This window comes from Bordetella genomosp. 4 (assembly GCF_002261185.1).
Classification (GTDB): Bacteria; Pseudomonadota; Gammaproteobacteria; order Burkholderiales; family Burkholderiaceae_B; genus Bordetella_A.
Genome location: NZ_NEVQ01000019.1, coordinates 1 through 19952 on the forward strand (window position 1 = coordinate 1; position 19952 = coordinate 19952).

Below are 19952 nucleotides of genomic sequence, written 5' to 3' on the forward strand. Positions count from 1 at the left end.
AGTGGAGCGGACACCGTAGGTAGGCCCGAACGGGCCGGACGAGGTGAGCGAACACGGTGTCCGGCGCCCGCGCGCCGGACCGACTTTGCGAAGCCCGGCCGGGCCGATTGCCTCGGCTCGACGACCATCAGAACCCTACTCACCGATCAGCAAAAAAAAATGCCAAGCACTCCCGCACCTGGCATTTCTCCAACTAACAACAACAGCGACAACCCATCAAAGATCAGCCCGCACGTTCCTCAAGGATAGCCACGGCCGGCAAGGATTTGCCTTCCAGGAATTCCAGGAACGCGCCACCACCTGTGGAGATATAGCCGACCTTGTCAGCGATCGCGTATTTGGCGATGGCAGCCAGCGTGTCGCCACCGCCTGCGATCGAAAACGCAGGTGATTCGGCGATCGCTTTCGCGAGGACTTCGGTGCCATTGGCAAACGCATCGAACTCGAACACGCCCACGGGGCCGTTCCAGACAATGGTGCCTGCCTGCTGCAAAATGCCAGCCAAACGTTGCGCAGTCTGCGGGCCGATGTCCAAGATCAGATCATCATCCGCAACCGCATCGGCCGCCTTGACGGTGGCTTCGGCATCCGCTGCAAACGACTTGGCGCACACCACATCCGTCGGGATGGGGACTTCTGCGCCGCGTTTTTTCATGATGTCGATCACGGCACGGGCCTGCTCGACCTGGTCGGGTTCGGCCAAAGATTTACCGATGGACAAACCAGCAGCCAGCATGAAGGTATTGGCGATACCGCCGCCCACCACCAACTGGTCGACCTTGTCGGCCAGCGATTGCAGGATGGAGAGCTTGGTCGAGACCTTGGAGCCGCCGACGATGGCCACCAACGGGCGCTTTGGTTCGTGCAGAGCACGGCCCAATGCGTCCAGCTCGGCCTCGAGCAACGGACCCGCGCAAGCGATCGGCGCAAAACGCGCGATGCCATGCGTCGTCGCCTCGGCACGGTGTGCCGTCCCGAAAGCATCGTTGACGTAGACGTCGCACAATGCCGCCATCTTGCGCGACAAGGTTTCGTCGTTTTTCTTTTCGCCGGGATTGACGCGGCAGTTTTCCAGCAACACAACCTGGCCCGGGTTGACGGTCACGCCGTCGACCCAGTCTTTGACCAACTGCACGGGCATGCCCAGCAGCTGCGACAAACGCTGACCCACACGGGCCAGCGAGTCGGCGTCGGTCAGTACGCCCTCAGTGGGGCGCCCCAGGTGCGAGGTCACCATGACAGCGGCACCGCTATCGAGCGCCAGGCGAATGCCCGGCACCGAAGCGCGGATACGTGTGTCTTCGCTGATCTGGCCCGCGTCGTCAAACGGCACGTTCAGATCGGCACGGATGAACACCCGCTTGCCATGCAGCGCGCCAGCCTTGGCCAGCGCGGACAGGGTATTGACCTTGGCCATGGCGGGTTACTTGGCCGACATCAGCGCGACAGTGGTGTCGAGCATGCGGTTCGAGAAGCCCCACTCGTTGTCGTACCACGACGAGACCTTGACCAGCTTGCCCGAGACCTTGGTCAACGTGGAGTCGTAGGTGCTGGAGGCAGGGTTGTGGTTGAAGTCGACCGAAACCAGGGGTTCGGTGTTGTAGTTCAGGATGCCTTTGAGCTCGCCTTCGGAGGCAGCCTTGAGGATGCTGTTGACTTCGTCGACGGAGGTTTCGCGCTTGGCGATGAACGACAGGTCAACGATGGACACGTTGATGGTCGGCACGCGGATGGCGAAGCCGTCGAGCTTGCCATTCAACTCGGGCAGCACCAGACCCACGGCAGCAGCTGCGCCGGTCTTGGTGGGGATCATGCTCATGGTGGCTGAGCGGGCGCGGCGCAGGTCTTCGTGGTAGACGTCGGTCAGAACCTGGTCGTTGGTGTAGGCATGCACCGTGGTCATCAGGCCGCTTTCCAGGCCCAGTGCATCGTGCAGCGGCTTGACCAGCGGGGCCAGGCAGTTGGTGGTGCACGAAGCGTTCGAGATGACGGTGTCGGTGGCTTTCAGCACGCCGTGGTTTACGCCGTACACAACGGTCGCGTCCACGTCTTTGCCGCCGGGGGCAGAGATGATGACTTTCTTGGCGCCGCCTTTCAGGTGGGCGCTGGCTTTTTCTTTCGAGGTGAAAAAGCCCGTGCATTCCATCACGACGTCGACTTTCAGCTCGCCCCACGGCAATTCGGCCGGGTTGCGATTAGCCAGGACGCGGATCTTGTCGCCATTGACGATCATGTAATCGCCTTCGACCTCGACCGTGCCGGGGAACTTGCCGTGGGCGGTGTCGTAGCGCGTGAGGTGCGCGTTGGTCTTGGGGTCACCCAGGTCGTTGATGGCAACGATCTCGATGTCGTGTTTTTTACCGCCCTCGTAGTGGGCACGCAGGACGTTGCGGCCGATGCGGCCGTATCCGTTAATGGCGACGCGAATGGTCATGACTAAGAGCTCCTTTTACAAAACTTGCTTGACAGTCTCGGCTACCTTGTCGGCAGTCAGACCGAAGAACTTGAACAAGGCTCCCGCAGGTGCGGATTCGCCGTAACGGTCGATACCGACCACGGCGCCCTCCAGACCCACGTATTTGTGCCACAGCGCCGTGGTGCCCGCCTCGACGGCGACGCGCGGCAATCCCGGCGGCAATACGCTGCGTTTCCACTCGGCATCCTGACGGTCGAACACGTCAGTGCTGGGCATGGACACCACACGTACCGCGATCCCCTCTGCGGCCAACTGCTCTTGTGCAGCCAGCGCGATAGCGACCTCGGAGCCCGTGGCGATGATAACGGCACGCGCGCCGTCTGCGTCTCGCAGAACGTAACCACCGCGGACAATCGCTTTCAGCGTGTCAGCGTCGCGCGGGACGAAAGGCAGGTTCTGGCGCGACAGCAGCAGCGCGGTCGGACCGCCATCGTGCACGTCCATGCCGATGCTGGCCGGACGCGACACGGCGCTAGCCCAGGCCACGGCTGTCTCGGTGGTATCGCAAGGACGCCATACCGACAGATTCGGAATCAAACGCAGGCTGGACGCGTGCTCAATCGATTGATGCGTGGGGCCGTCTTCGCCCAGGCCGATGGAGTCGTGCGTGAACACGTGCACCACACGTTGTTTCATCAACGCAGCCATCCGGATGGCATTGCGCGAGTAATCGGAGAACGTCAGGAACGTGCCGCCAAACGGCAGATAACCGCCATGCAGCGCAATGCCGTTCATGATGGCCGACATACCGAACTCGCGGACGCCGTAGTTGATGTGACGGCCAAACTGGATGCCCTGCTCGCCGGCGCGCACCGGTGCAACGCCCTTCCAGTCGGTGTAGTTCGAACCGGTCAGGTCGGCCGAGCCGCCCAGGAGCTCGGGCAACGCAGCAGCCAGGGCCGCGATCGCGAATTGAGAGGCCTTGCGGGTGGCGACCGTCTCGGCTTTTTCGTCAGTCGCCTGGATGAAGGCTTGAAGTTTTTCGGTGATGTCTGCCGGAAGCTCACCCTTCATGCGGCGAGTGAACTCAGCCGCTTCGGCGGGATATTTGGCCGCGTAGGCATCAAAGCTGGCTTGCCATGCAGTTTGCGCCTCGGCACCGGCCTGGCGGGCATCCCAGCCCTCGCGCACGGCTTGCGGCAGCTCGAACGGCGCTGCTGTCCAGCCCAACGCGGCACGCGTCGCCGCGATTTCTTCGGCGCCCAACGGTGCACCGTGCACGTTGTGCGTGCCCGCCATCGTGGGTGCGCCCTTGCCGATGATGGTGCGGCAAATAATCAGCGTGGGCTTGTCGGACTGCGCGCGCGCCTGGGCAATCGCGGCATCGACGGCGGCCACATCGTGGCCATCGACGCCACGGATGACGTTCCAGCCATAGCCCTCGAAACGCTTGCCGGTATCGTCGCCAAACCAGTGTTCGACATGGCCGTCGATGGAAATGCCGTTGTCGTCGTACAGGACGACGAGCTTGGAGAGCTTCAGCGTGCCGGCCAAGGAACAAGCCTCGTGGGAAATGCCTTCCATCAGGCAACCGTCGCCCACAAATGCATAGGTGTAGTGATCAACGATCGGCAGGCCGGGCTTGTTGAACTCGGCGGCCAGCAGGGCCTCGGCCAGCGCCATCCCCACGGCGTTGGCCACGCCCTGGCCCAGGGGACCGGTGGTGGTTTCGACGCCCGGGGTAATTCCCACCTCGGGGTGGCCCGGGGTACGGGAATGCAGTTGGCGGAATTGTTTCAACTCCTCGATCGGCAGATCGTAGCCAGTCAGATGCAGCAGCGCGTAGATCAACATCGAGCCGTGCCCGTTGGACAGCACGAAACGGTCGCGGTTGGCCCAGGCCGGATCGGCCGGATTGTGGCGCAGATGCCCCAGCCACAATGCCTGGGCTATTTCTGCCATCCCCATCGGTGCGCCGGGGTGTCCCGAATTTGCTTGTTGGACAGCATCCATGGCTAGAACGCGGATGGCGTCGGCCAGGGCCAAGGGTTGGGCAGTGGATGGGCTCATGCGGAAAAGGCTCGTAGACTCCGGCCGGCCAAAAATGGGGCCAGGTGACAGGAATTGTGAAGCTTACGATTTTAGCATCCGGGGATACCCCGACGCGACGCCGGGCCGAACCCGGGCGATATCTCGACGGCATGCCATGCCGGTACGCCTGAATTTGGCCGATCAGAGTGGTAGGCTACGCATATTCTTGCCCGCCCGCGCTCTAGAGCGTCCTGTTATTTCATCGCCATGCCGTTGCCGCGTTTTTTCTGCGATACCCCGCTTTCTCCGGGCGCCCGCCTGTCTCTACCGGATGCGTTGGCGCATCATGCCGTACGCGTGCTGCGTCTGCGCGACGGGGCGCCCATTGTGCTGTTTAACGGCCTGGGCGGCGAATACCCCGCAACGCTGGGCATTGACGGCAAATCGGCCTGGGCGCAATTGGGCGATCACGACCCTCGCGAGGCTGAGCTCGCAGGCAGTATCACGCTGGTGCAGGGCTTGCCCTCGGGCGACAAAATGGACTGGGTGATAGAAAAGGCCGTCGAACTTGGCGCGAGCTGTGTCACACCCATTGCCGCGCAACGCAGCGTGTTGCAACTCAGCGGTGCCAGGCTGGAAAAGCGTGTGGCGCATTGGACTCGCATCGCTCAATCCGCCGCGGAACAGTGTGGGCGCAATCGGCTGATGGCCGTCGATGCTCCGATGGGATTACGCGAATGGCTGGAACAGCCAGCCACGGGCCTGCGTGTGCTCTGCCATCCGGATGCTATTGCGACATTGGCCGATGTCCTTGCTACATCGGCTGAGCGCGAACCGCTGCAATCGCTCAGCCTGCTCGTTGGGCCGGAAGGCGGGTGGTCAGAGGCCGAGCTGGCTCTGGCTGCTCAATGTGGCGTCCAGCCTGTGCGTTTCGGGCCACGTGTGTTGCGTACCGAAACGGCAGGGCTTGCCTTGATTTCGGCGGTGACGACGATACTGGGTTGGTGATGAGGCGGGGATTGTCGGGGGCTTCTGCTATCCCACGCATGCCACTACTGTGAGTCCCAGCCGGGTGCCTGAACAGAGACACCCCAGGCAATCGGGAACCTCACCCTTCTCCGTAGCGCGCCGCAGCCACTCCCGGCTCAGGATCCGGATGCTTGCCCGCATGCTCGACGATGTAACTGAACGCCCGCCCATTCTCCTGTGCAAACGTCACCACATCCGCACACACGGATTCGATCTGCGCTGCGTCATCGGCCAACGCGGGATCCCCAGAATGCAGTTTCACCAACCACAACACGACACCAGTTTTTTGATCCAGTACGGTGTCACACAAACAGTCGTACAGCGCATCGAAATTCCCGCCAAAATATTCAGGAAAATCGACCGCTTTGGCAATCGCCCGCAATACCGCCGACCGGCTGCGCGCCCGATCGCATTCGGCCACCATGAACGCCAATCCGAGCTCACGCGCAGCCTCATCCACGGCCTCTTTTTGCAAATCGCCATGATCGATCGCGCCACCGCTGCTCAATTGGCGCTGCAACGTAGACTGGCCATTGTGCGTCATGCCTGGCCCTCCTTGAAAAAACCCACGACATCCTCGCTACGCCGCATCGTATCGGCATACCCCAGTTCAATCAATCGTTGTGTGTAAGCGCCCTCGAACAATAAATAAGACAACAACGCGCCACCACCCGAACGATCAGGGTCGGACGATACACCGAGTACGCGAAAAAGGGTACGGGCTTCGAGGGGCATTTCAGATAAATAATCGAGCGCCAACAGGTCCAACGATTGACTAGGAGTCAATGTCAAGACGTTCACACGCCGGGCACCTCCGCCTACAGCCGGATCATGGCCAATGTAAGTGACCAGTGCGTTAATCCGTTCCAGACGCTCGAGATCCATCGATAAGCCGTCTAAAAAGATGCTGGACAACACATGACCGCCCACCTGCGCCAGACTGGGATAAGGCGGCGAGGCCTCGCGTTTTTCGGGATGCGTCTCATCACGAAAACTGGTGCCTATTACCAACACCCGGGCAGCTCCCAAATGGATCGCGGGGCTGATGGGTGCCAACTGTCGCATGGAACCATCACCGCACCACTCGCGCTGGCCCTGCACGTCAACGGGTTGTGCCGGAAAAACAAACGGAATGGACGAGGACGCCATCAAATGCTCGACACCGATGCGCACGGACAGCGCCCGCCGCAATGAACGGTGCCAGGGATCAATCGCGTGGTTGGCCTGATAAAAGGTCAGATGCTCGCCGCTGGTAAACCCCGAGGCAGTAATCGCCAAGGCGCTCAAGGCGTTGTGCTGCAGGTTGGCGTGCAAATGCTCGAAATCAAGTACGCGCGTCAACAACTCGGCCAACGGCTTGTTGTCCAGCAATGACCGGGGCCGCTCACGGCCCAGACCGGAAAACATCCAGCCCAGGGCCAGCAAGCCCAGCCAACGCACGCCGGTCTTGATCAAGCCCGGCGCATCGGCCCGGTACACCATACTGGTGTGCAACGATTCCCAGAGGCGCTGAATGCGCCGCACGGCGAGATGCGGACGATCGGCACGGCAGGCCAAAGCGGTGGCATTGATGGAGCCCGCTGAGGTGCCGCAAATGATGGGAAAGGGATTGTGAAATCCCGGACGGGATTCCGGATCGAGAATGTCCAGCACGGCGCGCAGCGCACCGACTTGATAGGCCGCGCGCGCGCCACCGCCAGTCAGCACCAGCCCCGTCGGAGAACGGGACTGGCCGGTGGCCTGGGCGATGCTAGTTGGGGATGTTGGCATCAACCACGACCAGGGCGGTCATGTTGACGATACGGCGCACCGTGGAACTGGACGTCAAGATATGCACGGGCGCATTGGCCCCCAGCAAGAACGGTCCCACGGCGACATTGCCGCCCGCAGCTGTCTTGAGCAGGTTGTACGCGATGTTGCCGGAATCCACGTTGGGGCAAACCAACAGGTTGGCGGCGCCTTTGAGCGTCGACGACGGCAGGATGCGGGTGCGCAGCGCCTCGTCCAACGCGCAATCACCGTGCATTTCGCCGTCGATTTCCAGGTCCGGGGCGGCTTCGCGCACCAGAGCCAGGGCTTCGCGCATTTTCGCACCCGAAGACGAACTGCCCGTGCCGAAATTCGAACGCGACAGCAGCGCGATCTTGGGCGCCAGATTCAGGCGCTTCATCTGCTCGGCCGCGGCGATCGTGATCTCTGCGATCTGTTCGGCCGTGGGATTGTCGTTGACGTGGGTGTCCACCAACGCCACCACGCGCTCGTCGAGCAACAGGACGTTCATGGCGGCGTAAACGTTGGCGCCGGGACGTTTGCCGATCACTTCGTCGATGAAACGGAGGTGCTCTGCGTAGGAACTCACCACACCGCAGATCATGCCGTCGGCCTCGCCGCGATGCAGCATCATGGCGCCGATCAGCGTCAGGCGGCGGCGCATTTCTACGCGGGCCATTTCCTTGGTGATGCCGCGGCGGCACATCATTTCCCAGTACGTGGTCCAGTATTGGTGGAATCGCTCGTCGTACTCGGGGTTGGTGACCTCGACGTCCTCGCCCAGGCGCAGACGCAGGCCATATTTCTCGATACGTGCCGCCAGCACCGCGGGGCGCCCGACCAGAATGGGTTTGGCCAGCCCCTCGTCGACCACCACTTGCACGGCGCGCAGCACGCGTTCGTCTTCGCCCTCGGTGAAGACGATGCGCGCCTTGCCGCCCTCACGCACCAGCGTCTTGGCGGCCGAGTACAGGGGCTTCATGAATGCGCCGGAGTGATACACGAATTGCTGCAGTTGCTCGACGTAGGCTTCCAGGTCCGCCAACGGGCGCGTCGCGACCCCGCCTTCCATGGCCGCCTTGGCCACGGCCGGCGCAATGCGGGTAATCAAACGCGGGTCGAACGGCTTGGGAATCAGGTATTCAGGGCCAAAGCTGATGTCGTACGTGCCATAGGCGGCCGCCACGACTTCGTTTTGCTCTTCCTGGGCAAGTTTGGCGATGGCGTGCACCGCCGCCATTTCCATTTCACGCGTAATCGTGGTGGCGCCGACATCCAGCGCACCGCGGAAAATATAGGGAAAGCACAGAACGTTGTTGACCTGGTTCGGATAGTCGGAGCGGCCCGTCGCCATCACGACGTCGTCGCGCACCGCGTGGGCGTCCTCGGGCAGGATCTCGGGATTGGGATTGGCCAAGGCCAGGATCACGGGGCGAGCCGCCATCGAGGCGACCATCTCGGGCTTGAGCACTCCGCCCGCCGACAGGCCGAGGAACACGTCTGCGCCCTGGATGACCTCGGCCAGCTTGCGCTGTTCGGTCTTTTGGGCAAAACGGGCCTTGTCCGGGTCCATCAACGCGACGCGCCCTTCGTAGACCACGCCCTCGATGTCGGTCACCCAGATGTTTTCAATGGGCACGCCCAGATCCACCATCAGGTCCAGGCAGGCCAGTGCGGCCGCGCCGGCGCCCGAGGTCACGACCTTGACCTGATCGATCGCTTTGCCCACGACTTTCAGGCCGTTGATAAAGGCCGCCGAGACGCAGATGGCCGTGCCATGCTGGTCGTCGTGGAACACCGGGATTTTCATGCGCTCGCGCAGCTTGCGCTCGACCGTAAAGCACTCGGGGGCCTTGATATCCTCGAGGTTGATGCCACCGAAAGTCGGCTCCAGGCCCGCGATGATTTCGACCAGTTTGTCCGGGTCGGTCTCGTTGATCTCGATATCGAACACGTCCAGGCCGGCGAACTTCTTGAACAAGACGGCCTTGCCTTCCATGACGGGCTTGGAAGCCAGCGCACCGATGTTGCCCAGGCCCAGCACAGCGGTCCCGTTGGTAATCACGCCGACCAAGTTGCCGCGTGCCGTGAACCGCACCGCATTGACAGGGTCGCTGACGATTTCTTCACAGGCTGCCGCCACACCGGGGGAGTAAGCCAGCGCCAAATCACGCTGGTTCGACAACTGTTTGGTCGGCGTGACAGCGATTTTGCCGGGGCGGCCGGACTCATGATAATCAAGTGCGGCTTTGCGAAAATTGGCATCCATATTGCGGGCTTACTCGGTTGATCGACGAAAGTGGGGAATTCTAGCTTAGAGAGGCGATTATCTTACTGCCAGATGACAGGTGCAGCCGGTAAAAACGGCGTCGCCAGCGTGACAGGAATGGCACGGGCGGAAAGGCATTGCGGCTCAGCCATAAATATCCAAAGGATCAAACGCGTTTTTGATGCGAATTTGCAGCCGGCGGGCTGCATTGACTACTTTATCGTCCGAGGATGCCGATCCGCGCAAGGCCGCGGGACCAGGCAGTGTTTCGGCCAGAGGTGACGAGGCAACGGTGCGCGCGCTCGCATCGGTTCCCTCTAGCACTGCCTGCTGAACCGTCGCCGGCTCGACGGGAATCAATGTGACAGACTCAACCCAGGCCAACGCGCCGCCGTGCCCCAGTAACAATTGCGCGAGGTTGACCTCTGCAGGCGCCGCTGGCTGTAACGCATCCAGTCTATAACAACACGGCCACCGAGGAGCCTCGCGGCAGGTCACCGCGTCTGGAGACGACGACAACTGAAACAGCGCGGGCACCAGGCGCTGCACCATCGCAGATCGCAAGGGCCTCACATCGGAGGCGCCAAATGCCCCCAGTGTCTCGGTCGTGCCGTCGGAAAACAGCAATTCGGCCTCCATTACGCCGCTCATGGCAGTGGCGCCCGGGGGCCAAGCATGAGATTTCGCCAACCAGACGGCCAAGGTCCATTCAGGGGGGGCGTCGCGAAACTGCGGCAGCCCGGATGCCGCCAGCTCGCCGACCCGGCACCCTGGCTGCGCGACCCACCGACCGGTCTTGGGATCGTGGATGAAGGTGTCCAGGCCCGACGGATCTACCTCCAGTACATCGCCCAGAGTCAGCGTCTCTGCATATTCCCAATCAGGCCCATCGACCGGACGATGATCAAGGGGATTGGGCGCTTTAGGCGCATTCGCCGCCACGGACCCTGCGCCGGCCAGGCCGCCGAGTTGCAACACCACGCCGTATTCGGCACAGAGCGCCCGCGCTTGCCGCACGTCGTCGCGATGCACAGGAATCAGGCGAGCGCGATTCGGCGTCTCTGTCGTGAGAGCGGGTCCCGGCCCGTGCGTCCCGGGACTGTGTGCCCGCCCTTGCCTGAGCGCCTCAGCCGGCAGGTTGAGCAGCCGCCCTTGCACCAGCCGCCCCAGGCGCTGCAAAAACGCATCCCAGGGCGTACGTGGTGTTTGCCGGCCAAAGAGAAATGCGCGCCGCGATGGCTGCATCTACAATTCCTTTTTCGTTACGAGAACTGCCATGTTGCGCCTTGCCTCACGCGCCCAAGAATTCCTGACCTTTCACGCCGTCGAAGTCTTTAAAGAGGCTCAGGCATTGCAAGCCGCCGGCCGTGACATCGTCAGCCTCGGAATAGGCGAGCCGGACTTTACCGCGCCCGCCCAAGTCGTGGAAGCCCTGGATCGCGCCGCGCGAGCAGGTCTGAGCGGATATAGCGCCCCCGCCGGCGTGGCCGGATTGCGCGAGGCCATTGCCCAATTCTACGCAACTGAGTTCGGCGCCAAGATCGACCCCGCGCGCGTCATCGTCACCGCTGGCGCTTCCGGCGCCCTGTCATTGGCTTGCGCCGCCATGGTGGACACTGGCGCGGAAGTCCTGATGCCCGACCCCTCGTACCCGGCAAATAGCAATTTCATTCTGGCTGCCGGCGGACGCCCCCGCTTGATCCCCAGTACGGCGGAAAAGCGATTCCAGCTCTCGGCGCAGGACGTGCGGGACCACTGGACGCCGGCAACGCGAGGAGTGCTGGTCGCCTCGCCCAGCAATCCGACGGGCACCAGCATCGCGCGCGACGAGTTGGCCGCCTTGCTGCATGCCGTGCGCGAGCGCCAGGGTTTCGCCATCGTCGATGAGATCTATCTGGGACTCAGTTACGAAAACGAAGCGCGCTCGGCTCTGACGCTGGATGATGACATCATCGTCATCAACAGTTTCTCAAAATACTTCCACATGACGGGATGGCGGCTCGGCTGGATGATCGTGCCCGAACGCCTGGCCGGCCCCGTCGAAAAAATGGCCGCCAGCCTGGCAATCTGCGCGCCCACACTGGCGCAGCATGCCGCCCTGGCCTGCTTTGCGCCCGACACGCTCAAAATCTACGAACACCGCCGCGAGGCCTTTAAGCAGCGCCGCGACTATTTACTGCCGGAGTTCGAACGGCTGGGCCTGCATGTGCCGGTCAAGCCGGATGGTGCGTTTTATATCTATGCGGACATTGCCGCGATGGGCGTTGACAGCTCCGCGTTCGCGCATCGGCTGCTGCACGAAGCAGGCGTTGCGGCAGTGCCCGGGCTCGATTTCGGCCCGGCGCATGGTCACCACACGATGCGATTCTCGTACGCCACGGGATTGGACCGTTTGCAAGAAGCTGTGCGACGCATTGGCACAGTGCTGTAGACGGCGACTGAGTACACGAGCCGACGAGGCGCGTTGCTGCCCGGGAAAACCGGGGCGCCTCTGAAGGCCTTGCCCCTTTCGCGACAGGGCTGTTCAAAGCGTGCGCCCTCGGTACAGTACAAACGGCCGTAATACCGGCCTCGTTGTTTCTAAGCCGTCAGCAATGGTTTGGCAAGATTAGATCAATCCCGCGCCAACGCGATCCCGGCCGCCAAGGCCAGCCGGCGACGTTCGGCCTGGACCTTGGCGCCATAGCCGCCATCGCTGGGACCTGTTGCCCCAACATAGCAAGCCAAACCGCCCTCCACCGATCCACGGCGCGAGATGCAGTCCTTCAGGATGGTGCTGCCGACGCGGATATTCGAAATCGGATCGAGCGCGCTGGCGCCCTCGCCCAATTTGTCGAATTTGTCCTGGTGCACGCGCGTCATGACCTGCATCAGGCCCTGCGCGCCCACGGAACTTTCCGCAAAGGGGTTATAGCGGGATTCGATCGCGATGACCGCCAACAGCAATAGCGGATCCAGATCTTTTTCGCGTGCGACGCGATACGTCGCATTGACCAAGACACCTGTCGCGTCATACGCCACGCGGTACTTGCGCGAGATATAGTTGCGCAGCGCCTCGGCCTGAGGGCCGGACACAGCAGTACGTAACACCTTTTTGGGAGGAGCCGGGGGCAGATCGCTGCGCAACGGGCCCAGAAAGCCGGTGGCATTGCTGGACGGCGCAGCGGGGATCGCCATGGCTACCGCTGAAGGGGTGTCATAGAGAGGATCGTCGTTGGCATCGGCGAGCGAGCCGGACGGCACGGATGTAGGCGCTAAAGCGGTCAACAAGGCTTTGTGCACCTGCAGGGCCTGGTCGCGCAAACCGGGCAAAGCGAGGCTCATACTTATGGTGACAATGACGGCAATACCCAGATAGGTACAGCAGATACGCAACCATTCAGCAAGACGGTGGTGCACTCCTTGGGCGGACTGACGGAACAGGCCTGCCACTGACGCATCGGGCATGGTGACCTCCTGCGTGATAAAGAAGAGGCCTGGATGTTAACCTCTCTTCTGACTTTAAAATGTAACGAATTGACCTGGATCTGTAGTGAAATACCGTGACCTGAGAGACTTTTTACAGCAACTGGAGCAGCGCGGTGAGCTCAAACGCATTGCCACGCCAGTATCGACACATCTTGAAATAACTGAGATCGCCGATCGCGTTTTGCGCGCCGAAGGGCCCGCTTTGCTGTTCGAAAATGCCGTCCACAATGGCACGCGGGCCGAAATTCCGGTGCTGGCCAACCTGTTTGGCACGCCCAAGCGCGTCGCGTGGGGCATGGGCGCCGAGGACGTCAGCGCCCTGCGAGAGACCGGCGAATTACTGGCCTCGCTACGCGAACCCGAGGCCCCGCGCAGCCTGCGCGACGCCTTCGGTAAAGTCGCCATGTTGAAATCCGCCCTCTGGGACATGGCTCCCAAGCGAGTGCGCAGCCCGGCCTGCCAGGAGATCGTATGGGAGGGCGCGGACGTGGACCTGAGCCGGCTGCCGCTGCAAACCTGCTGGCCCGGCGATGTAGCGCCGTTGCTGACGTGGGGCCTGGTCATCACCCGAGGGCCCAATGCACGCCGGCAGAATCTCGGGATTTATCGCCAGCAGCCTATCGCGCCAAACAAATTGATCATGCGCTGGCTGTCGCATCGCGGCGGCGCACTGGATTTTCGTGAGCACGCGCGCGCCCACCCGGGCACGCCCTTCCCCGTCGCGGTTGCCTTGGGGGCAGACCCGGCCACGATCCTGGGGGCCGTCACCCCCGTCCCGGACAGCCTGTCCGAATATCAATTCGCCGGCCTGCTGCGCGGCTCGCGCACAGAAGTCGCCCAAGCCATTGGCAGCGAGCTCTCGGTGCCGGCCTGGGCCGAAATTGTCCTGGAAGGCCATTTACTGCCGGCCACGGACCCACGCGCCATCGCACCCACCATTCCCGACGGGGTGCCTCCCCCTCCGGACACAGGCTACGAAATGGCGCTGGAAGGGCCCTATGGCGACCATACGGGCTATTACAACGAGCAAGACTGGTTCCCCGTCTTTACGGTGGACCGCATCACCATGCGCCGCAATCCGGTCTATCACTCGACTTACACGGGCAAACCGCCGGATGAACCGGCGGTTCTGGGGGTGGCGCTGAATGAAGTTTTTGTGCCGTTGTTGCGCCGTCAATTCCCGGAAATCGTCGACTTTTACCTGCCCCCGGAAGGTTGCAGCTATCGGTTGGCCGTGGTCTCGATGCGCAAACAGTACGCCGGACACGCCAAACGCATCATGTTCGGCATCTGGAGCGTGCTGCGCCAATTCATGTACACGAAATTCATTGTCGTCGTGGACGAAGACATCGACGTGCGTGACTGGAAAGAGGTTATCTGGGCCATCACCACACGCATGGACCCGGTGCGCGATACCGTCATGGTCGAGCGCACACCGATCGACTACCTGGACTTTGCCTCGCCGGTCTCGGGCCTGGGCGGCAAGATGGGACTGGACGCCACCAATAAATGGCCGGGTGAAACGGACCGCGAATGGGGCCGGCCTATCACCATGGACCAAGACGTCAAACAACGCGTGGATGCAATATGGGGGGATTTGGGGCTATAACACCCGCGTGAATAGCATGTGCCAGTGCTCTCGAACACTGGCCTGGACTGCATCGCCCAAAACCGGGCGCGCAAGCGCTCCGGTATCGGGCATCAGTGTGGATTGTCGTGCCTCACCGTTCACGTGACGGGCTGACATCATCCTCGACATCGGACGATGACCTGCCACGCGAATCGCGCCAAGCCTTAAAGGCTTGCCAGCCCAATAACGCGCCACCGGCCAGCTTGATCAAACCCGAGCGCTTGCCGCGCCCCATGACCAGCGCAGACAGCGTAGAGCTGACAAAAGGATAGCGCCGGGCCAACGTAAAGCCCTGCCATAATAGTTTGGACAGATTGGCCTGCCCTAAACTGGGCAACCAACGCTTGACGAGATTGCCGGGCCTGAGCGAGCGCGTCGTCGACACAATATCGTGCGCCAGCGATTCTCGTTCGAGCGCCGCTCGAGCACGCAGCAGCTCAATGCGAACGGCACGGTCAACAGCAGTCGTGGGTTTCGCCATAGGTCAGCTCCGTGCCCGTCGAGCAGCGGCCTGCCGGGCACGCGTGGCGCGCGCCTCTTGCTCGGCTCTTTCGTCGCGTTCGTCTTGCTCGGCTTGTTCGGCCTCATCCTGCGCAGCACGAACACGATCCAGCAACTCGGCATCGCGGCCGAGTTCTTCGACCGTCGCAGCAAAAGGCATGGGGCCGAACAGCAACTGACGGCGTATCGACAGCAGCAATACGAGACCGATCAAGGCATATATCGCGGCCAGGAGTCCCAGCGCTACATAACGATTTTCTGTAGGCCAGAACGCCACCGCGATGGTGACCGTGAACACCAGCACCGCCAACGTCAAAAACAGCAACGCCGCGAATGCCGAGCCCAACAGCTTGATCAACCGCGTTTTTTCTTCGGCTGCCTCGAGGGAGAATAATTCCAGGCGCGTACGCAGCATCCCTACCAGGCTGCTGGCCACGCTGGATACAGATGTGCGCAAGCCCATAATAAGACCGGGCCGGCACCAAAGGCCGGCCCGTGCCTTTATCGGCGAGCGATCAGCAAACCAAGCAGCAGGCCGGTCACGCCTGCAACGCCGATGGCTTGCCAGGGATTGTCGTGCACATAATCATCGGTCGCGCGCGCGGCCTTGCGACCGCGTTCCAATACGGCGTCTTGCGCGTCGTACAGCGCCTCGCGCGTGCGTTTCAGCGACGCCAATGCGCGATCGCGCAATTCGGAGGCCTTTTCGCCAGAGCTGGACGCGGCCTCGCGCAACAGGTCTTCGGCATCGCTCAGGCTGCTTTTCACGCTATCGATGAGTTTTTCTTTAGCGGCTTCCTCGGAACGTCGTGTAGGCATAAAAGCTCCCTATGAGTAAGGTCGATGACAGGTTCATCATACCAGCCTGTTGCGACTCTCGCAGCCAGGCAACGATGACATTGCAATATATATGTATAGGCAGGTGGTGGATTCCACAAGCCCTACTCTTATCTGACCTGCGTGATTTCAACCGCGGACTTCACGCCACCCTGATCAATGTCCTGACGCATGACTAAGTTTACGCTCGGGCAAAACCAATCGGTGACCGTGGTATTCATACCTGGAATAGGCAAGGTCAGCCCCTTGAACGTCGCCATCGTGGGATCGGTATCCCGCGTATAACGGATCGGCCAGCATGATTGACGCCCCAATGCGGTATCCAGCGTGGATTTGGCGCCGACGGTTTTCTCGCCAATGCGCACGACCGTGCTGGGCTGTCCGCCAACGGGGGCCTCTTTGCCGATATTCAATCGATAGGTCGCGCCCGGCATGCGCTGGCCCTGCCCGGTGATGGCGCCATCGTAGGCAAACAGTCCCAGCATGCGCAGATCGAATTGGCCTTGCGACGAAGGCTGCTCACCCGCCTGGGCATAACGCACAAAACTCGCCTGGCCTTGTTTGATGGTCATCAGATAGTCCAGTTTGGACTGGCTCGCCGGCAAACCGGCATAGCTGAACATCGCCGTGCCTTGCACCCGCGCGCGGCAATTGGCCGAGTCTGTCTTGGACACCTCGGCAAACGTCAAATCGGCGCCCAGCTGTAAATTGCCGGACCCCTTCAATTGCACCGCCCCGCCGTCGTGCATGAAACGCGCATCGCACACGCCAGCCACCGCGGGAGCCGTCACACTGGCGCAGCCCGCCAGAATCAGGAAAGAAAGATATCGTGCCGCCACCGGGACTCCAGACTGAAATATGACATCTGGATGCTACACCGTTTGTCTGATTTACACGTTTCAAGCCGTGTTTAATTCGCGCTGTGTGCAAAGACAAGAGAAAGGCTTCTACCGGCCCCGGAACCGCTCCGAGTACCGCGCGGCTATCCTGCGCCCTCAGTATCTCGCTGGCGGCAAACCAATACCAGATGGCGTCGGCCCTGGCACCACAGCAGTGCTTATTGCCCCAAGAAGGGGCATTTCCCTGGAAAGCCATGCCCCACAACAGCGCAAGCGCCAATCCGGCACACTCCCGCCTCAATGGCATGAATCTTGCGTCGGTTGGCTAAGAGGCGTTGATACTGTCGACTAATCACTTATAGCTATATCAATCCAATAAATCAAAAGTTGTAGGGATGTATTGCGGTCCCTATGATTCTCCATGTACACGGGCCCGTCTCGCCAGGCTGATCATTTCTTGACTGCTCCCTTCCTTAAAGGAACGGGATTCCCACTTCACCGAACCGAGCCGTTGCACACTATCCCTCATGCACTCAGGTCTTACCGTTTCTCCATGGGCTAACACCGCCAGCCCGGCGGCTAATACATCATGCGCCGCGTTGACGTCGCGGTTGTGGGCTACATTGCATTGCGGACACGAATGCCCCCCGCTCGACGGCAGCTTTGGTAATGCCTATCCGCAAACGTGGCAGTGCTTGCTCGAACGTCGAATAGAACCGGAATCGATAGGTACGTTTGGTTTGCATCCCCGAGACACTACACGCGTCAGACCGGAAAACTGGATTCTTATCCAGCCACCAATTCAAATCAGACCAATCTTGCAGCCCCTCGGCTGCGCCCCTTTCCTCCCCGACAGGAATACCGAGGTTTCTCGGAGCAACGGATGAAGCTTTTCCCCTTATTTGCAGATCTACAGGGTCGCCGCGTGCTGGTAGTCGGCGGCGGCGAAGTCGCTGCGCGCAAGGTCCAACTGCTGTTAGAGGCATCGGCCGATGTGCAGGTTGGGGCGCCTGAACTCGTGCCGGAACTGGCCGAGCTGGCCGACCAAGGCCGCATTCGCGTATTCAAAGGCGAGTTTCAACCCGAATGGCTGGACGAGGCTTGGCTAGTCGTCGCCGCCACCGACGACCGGTCGGTCAATGCGGCAGTGTCCGAGGCTGCCGAAGCCCGGCGCATTTTCAGCAATGTCGTAGATGATGCGGAGCTATCGTCGTTTCAAGTCCCGTCCATCGTCGACCGTTCCCCCTTGATCGTGGCGATTTCGTCGTCCGGCGTAGCGCCCGTGCTGGCGCGCCGCCTGCGCGAACGGATAGAGTCGCTGTTCGATCATTCGTTGGGATCTCTGGCTGCATTGGCCGCTCTCCATCGTCCGCGTATCCGCGAACGCCGCCCTGACCTGAAACAACGCCGGCGGTTCTATGACTGGCTGCTGGACGGCCCTGTCGCGAGCCTGCTGCGCCAACAACAACCCGCCGAAGCCGAACGCGTGCTCAACGCCGAGCTCGACAGTCCGCAACCTGCCAGTCAAGGCAGCGTCGTGCTCGTCGGCGCGGGCCCGGGCGACCCTAGCCTGCTGACCCTCAAGGCCTTACGCGCCCTCAACGAGGCCGATGTCATCCTGTACGACCGTCTGGTCAGCCCCGCAGTGCTGGCGTTGGCGCGTCGCGATGCCGACCGTATCTCCGTGGGCAAGCTGCTCGGCGAAGACCACAACGCTACGCAATCCCGTATTCATGCGCTGCTGGTCGAACATGCGCAGGCCGGCCGGCGCGTCGTACGCCTCAAAGGCGGCGATGCCTTCATTTTTGGACGTGGCGGCGAGGAACTGGAATATCTGCGCGCACACGATATCCGCTACGAAGTCGTACCCGGCATCACGGCGGCACTGGCCTGTGCCGCCTATGCCGGCATCCCTCTCACCCATCGCGACCATGCGCAATCCGTACGCCTGGTCACGGCACATTGCCGCGAAGACGAAGACACGCTGGATTGGGCCGGATTGGCCCGCGAACACCAGACGCTGGCGTTCTATATGGGCGTCGGGCAGTTGGGAACGCTGTCTGCCCGGCTCATCAGCCACGGCCGTTCTGCCGCGACGCCGTTCGCCCTGATCGAAAACGGCAGCCGCCCCGAACAGCGGGTCATCACAGGACGCCTGGATGAACTCGCCGCCGTAGCACGCAGCCACAACGTGCGCGCGCCCGCGTTATTGGTGATAGGCGAAGTCGCAGGGCTCGCTCGCCAATTGCATTGGTTTGGCCGATACGAAGAAGGCCAGCGAGAGGCGTTGGCGGCCTGATATGACGCCGGCGGGTGCGAGGACGGCGCGGCCAATTTCTTATTCTGCTTTTTGCTTCGTACCAAAGATCCGGTCGCCCGCATCGCCCAGGCCCGGCATGATGTAGCCGTTTTCGTTCAATCCCTGGTCGATCGACGCAGTGTAAATATGCACATCGGGATGGCGATCCAAGACCGCTTTAATACCGGTCGGTGCGGCGACCAGAACCAAGGCGCGAATCTCGCGACAGCCGGCGCGTTTGAGCATATCGATCGTCGCCACCATTGAACCGCCCGTGGCCAACATGGGATCCACGATCAGCGCCAGGCGCTGATCCAATTCCCCGACAAGACGCTCCAGATAAGTATGCGCCTGCAGCGTTTCCTCGTTGCGGGCGACTCCGACCACACTGACCTTGGCGCCGGGGATCAGGCTCAACACCCCGTCCAGCATGCCGATGCCGGCACGCAGAATCGGCACGACCGTCACTTTTTTGCCGGCAATTTTCTCGACCTCTACCGTGCCGCACCAGCCTTCTACCGTGGTGGTGGCCAAAGGCAGGTCTTTGGATGCCTCGTAGGTCAGCAAAGCGCCGACTTCTTGAGACAACTCACGAAAGCTCTTGGTGCTGAGGTCAGCACGACGCATGATGCCGAGCTTGTGGCGAATCAGCGGATGACGGATTTCGTGCACGGGCATGTGCGGAAGTCTCCAAAAACAATGAGGCAGCGAGGCGGCCAGGTCAAAACAGAATGAATTTTAGCGCTACAAGGTCGCACTGCCGACGATGGGTGCGCTATTTGTCGATGACGGCGCCGCTGCCAACGGGCTGCCGTTCGTTTCTATCCCACCTTCACGCCACTGCCGATCATGCGGTCAACGGG

17 protein-coding genes are annotated in these 19952 nt (G+C 61.6%); 4 read left to right on the forward strand and 13 right to left on the reverse strand.

Going from position 1 to position 19952, the window contains the following annotated elements:
- Window positions 1–223: 223 nt before the first annotated feature.
- Genes CAL20_RS18635 through tkt form a run of 3 tightly spaced genes read right to left on the reverse strand, consistent with a single transcriptional unit; the run spans window position 224 to window position 4486 of the window.
- Complete coding sequence (locus CAL20_RS18635) at window positions 224–1417, reverse strand: phosphoglycerate kinase (protein WP_094822518.1); 1194 nt, start codon at window positions 1415–1417, stop codon at window positions 224–226.
- 6 nt (window positions 1418–1423) lie between these two features.
- The gene (gap, locus tag CAL20_RS18640; protein WP_094822519.1) at window positions 1424–2434 is read right to left on the reverse strand and encodes a type I glyceraldehyde-3-phosphate dehydrogenase; all 1011 of its coding nucleotides are present in this window, start codon (window positions 2432–2434) and stop codon (window positions 1424–1426) included.
- Window positions 2435–2449: 15 nt separating this feature from the next.
- A complete protein-coding gene (tkt, locus tag CAL20_RS18645; RefSeq protein WP_094822520.1) occupies window positions 2450–4486 on the reverse strand; it encodes a transketolase in 2037 nt (678 codons plus the stop codon).
- 228 nt (window positions 4487–4714) lie between these two features.
- Between tkt and CAL20_RS18650 the strand changes: the two genes are divergently transcribed.
- Window positions 4715–5455, forward strand: a complete 741-nt coding sequence (locus CAL20_RS18650) for a 16S rRNA (uracil(1498)-N(3))-methyltransferase (protein ID WP_094838627.1) — start codon at window positions 4715–4717, stop codon at window positions 5453–5455.
- 100 nt (window positions 5456–5555) lie between these two features.
- Here CAL20_RS18650 and CAL20_RS18655 read toward each other — a convergent pair whose 3' ends face one another.
- The 4 genes from CAL20_RS18655 to CAL20_RS18670 form a co-directional block, all read right to left on the reverse strand.
- Window positions 5556–6020, reverse strand: a complete 465-nt coding sequence (locus CAL20_RS18655) for a barstar family protein (RefSeq protein WP_094822522.1) — start codon at window positions 6018–6020, stop codon at window positions 5556–5558.
- A complete protein-coding gene (locus tag CAL20_RS18660; protein ID WP_256981635.1) occupies window positions 6017–7180 on the reverse strand; it encodes a patatin-like phospholipase family protein in 1164 nt (387 codons plus the stop codon). Before CAL20_RS18660 ends, CAL20_RS18655 begins: the two co-directional genes overlap by 4 nt.
- A gap of 46 nt (window positions 7181–7226) precedes the next feature.
- Entirely contained in the window at window positions 7227–9515 is a 2289-nt protein-coding gene (locus tag CAL20_RS18665) for an NADP-dependent malic enzyme (RefSeq protein ID WP_094822524.1), read from the reverse strand.
- Window positions 9516–9659: 144 nt separating this feature from the next.
- A complete protein-coding gene (locus CAL20_RS18670; RefSeq protein ID WP_094822525.1) occupies window positions 9660–10760 on the reverse strand; it encodes a hypothetical protein in 1101 nt (366 codons plus the stop codon).
- Between the two features lie 31 nt (window positions 10761–10791).
- On the opposite strand from CAL20_RS18670, the gene CAL20_RS18675 reads away from it, so the two are divergent.
- A complete protein-coding gene (locus tag CAL20_RS18675; protein WP_094822526.1) occupies window positions 10792–11946 on the forward strand; it encodes a pyridoxal phosphate-dependent aminotransferase in 1155 nt (384 codons plus the stop codon).
- A 182-nt stretch (window positions 11947–12128) separates the two neighbouring features.
- Here CAL20_RS18675 and CAL20_RS18680 read toward each other — a convergent pair whose 3' ends face one another.
- Window positions 12129–12962, reverse strand: coding sequence for a lytic transglycosylase domain-containing protein (locus CAL20_RS18680; protein WP_094822527.1), 834 nt, complete (start codon window positions 12960–12962; stop codon window positions 12129–12131).
- An 85-nt stretch (window positions 12963–13047) separates the two neighbouring features.
- On the opposite strand from CAL20_RS18680, the gene CAL20_RS18685 reads away from it, so the two are divergent.
- Window positions 13048–14592 carry a UbiD family decarboxylase gene (locus CAL20_RS18685; RefSeq protein ID WP_094838629.1) on the forward strand — a complete coding sequence of 515 codons (1545 nt, stop codon included), beginning with the start codon at window positions 13048–13050 and terminating at the stop codon, window positions 14590–14592.
- A gap of 112 nt (window positions 14593–14704) precedes the next feature.
- On the opposite strand, the gene CAL20_RS18690 is transcribed toward CAL20_RS18685, so the two are convergent.
- The 4 genes from CAL20_RS18690 to CAL20_RS18705 form a co-directional block, all read right to left on the reverse strand.
- Window positions 14705–15094 carry a hypothetical protein gene (locus CAL20_RS18690; RefSeq protein WP_094838630.1) on the reverse strand — a complete coding sequence of 130 codons (390 nt, stop codon included), beginning with the start codon at window positions 15092–15094 and terminating at the stop codon, window positions 14705–14707.
- A 3-nt stretch (window positions 15095–15097) separates the two neighbouring features.
- Complete coding sequence (locus CAL20_RS18695) at window positions 15098–15577, reverse strand: phage holin family protein (protein ID WP_094822530.1); 480 nt, start codon at window positions 15575–15577, stop codon at window positions 15098–15100.
- Between the two features lie 38 nt (window positions 15578–15615).
- Window positions 15616–15933, reverse strand: a complete 318-nt coding sequence (locus tag CAL20_RS18700) for a DUF883 family protein (RefSeq protein ID WP_094822531.1) — start codon at window positions 15931–15933, stop codon at window positions 15616–15618.
- Window positions 15934–16061: 128 nt separating this feature from the next.
- Window positions 16062–16790 carry a hypothetical protein gene (locus CAL20_RS18705; RefSeq protein WP_179266701.1) on the reverse strand — a complete coding sequence of 243 codons (729 nt, stop codon included), beginning with the start codon at window positions 16788–16790 and terminating at the stop codon, window positions 16062–16064.
- 883 nt (window positions 16791–17673) lie between these two features.
- Between CAL20_RS18705 and cysG the strand changes: the two genes are divergently transcribed.
- Window positions 17674–19089 (forward strand): siroheme synthase CysG, encoded by a 1416-nt coding sequence (gene cysG / locus CAL20_RS18710; protein WP_094822532.1) that lies wholly within the window; start codon window positions 17674–17676, stop codon window positions 19087–19089.
- Window positions 19090–19128: 39 nt separating this feature from the next.
- Here cysG and upp read toward each other — a convergent pair whose 3' ends face one another.
- On the reverse strand, window positions 19129–19767 hold the full coding sequence (gene upp, locus CAL20_RS18715) for a uracil phosphoribosyltransferase (protein WP_094822533.1): 639 nt from the start codon (window positions 19765–19767) through the stop codon (window positions 19129–19131).
- Between the last annotated feature and the right edge of the window lie 185 nt (window positions 19768–19952).